This window comes from Halomonas sp. 707B3 (assembly GCF_024158645.1).
GTDB lineage: Bacteria > Pseudomonadota > Gammaproteobacteria > Pseudomonadales > Halomonadaceae > Vreelandella > Vreelandella lionensis.
The window spans coordinates 1-1,201 of sequence record NZ_JAMZBE010000307.1 but is presented as its reverse complement, the minus strand read 5'-3'; the positions used below and the strand labels follow the sequence as shown (position 1 = coordinate 1,201).

The following is a 1,201-nucleotide window of genomic DNA, read 5'->3' as shown; positions in this document are numbered from 1 at the left end:
TGTAGTGGCATAGTGAATTTGGCCACCTACTTAGAGGTGCTAATATGCACCAAGACATCACTAGGTGGCAGCATGGTAACAAGACCAAAACGTAACTTTAGCCCTGAATTCCGACTCGAAGCAGCACAGCTAGTCGTCGATCAACACTACACGGTTCGTGAAGCGGCTGAAGCCATGAATGTGGGGTATTCGAGCATGGATAAATGGGTTCGTCAGTTACGCCAAGAGCGTGATGGCCAAAGCCCTAAAGCAACGCCCATGACACCCGATCAGCTCAGGATTCGCGAGCTTGAAAAGCGCATCCGTGACATTGAGATGGAAAAAGACATCCTAAAAAAGGCTACCGCTCTCTTGATGTCGGACTCCCTGAACACTTCTCGCTAATCGAGAAACTCAAGACGAGCTACCCGGTAAAAAAACTGTGTGACGTGTTTGGCGTGCATCGCAGCAGCTTTAAATACTGGAGACAACGTTCAAAAAGACCTGTGTGTGCCACGAAGACTAAGGAAATAGCCAAGGTCAGAGAGCTCTTTCGCGAGAGCGAAGGCTCTGCAGGGGCGCGCAGCATCGCAGAGATGGCGACAAGGCAGGATGTGCCGTTAAGTCGCTATCGCGCTGGCCGCCTGATGGAAAAGCTTGGCCTAATTAGCTGCCAAGTGCCTGGGCACACCTACAAGAAAACAGGTGATGAACATGTTGAGGTACCGAACCACTTAGCGCGTCAGTTTAACGTTGAGGCGCCCAACCGCGTTTGGTGTGGCGACGTCACATATATCTGGACTGGCAAACGCTGGGCTTATCTAGCCGTTGTCATGGACTTATTTGCTAGGAAAACGATTGGCTGGTCGATGTCGTTATCGCCCGATAGCGAACTCACCAGCAGCGCATTGAAAATGGCTTATGAGAGCCGTGGGCGGCCAAAAGGGGTTATGTTCCACAGCGACCAGGGCAGTCATTATACGAGCCGTAAGTTTCGTCAGACACTCTGGAAATGCCAGGTAAAACAAAGCCTAAGCCGACGTGGTAATTGCTGGGATAATGCGCCAATGGAGCGTTTCTTCAGGAGCTTAAAGGTTGAATGGGTGCCAACGTATGGCTATCGCTCATTCTTGCAGGGGCAGCATCATATCGTGAACTATTTAATCGGGTATTACAGCCAGCTTAGGCCTCACCAGCATAACGGTGCTATGAGTCCGAACCA

Annotated in this window: 1 protein-coding gene; it reads left to right on the top strand. The window is 50.7% G+C overall.

The features are described from left to right. Nucleotides 1-72: 72 nt before the first annotated feature. Nucleotides 73-1,201, top strand: a protein-coding gene (locus BIS10_RS18820) for an IS3 family transposase (protein ID WP_253507826.1) whose coding sequence is annotated in 2 segments (ribosomal slippage) — nucleotides 73-340 and nucleotides 340-1,201 — 1,130 coding nt annotated over the 2 segments. Because the reading frame shifts where the segments join, the coding sequence is not laid out codon by codon here. This gene is flagged as partial in the annotation.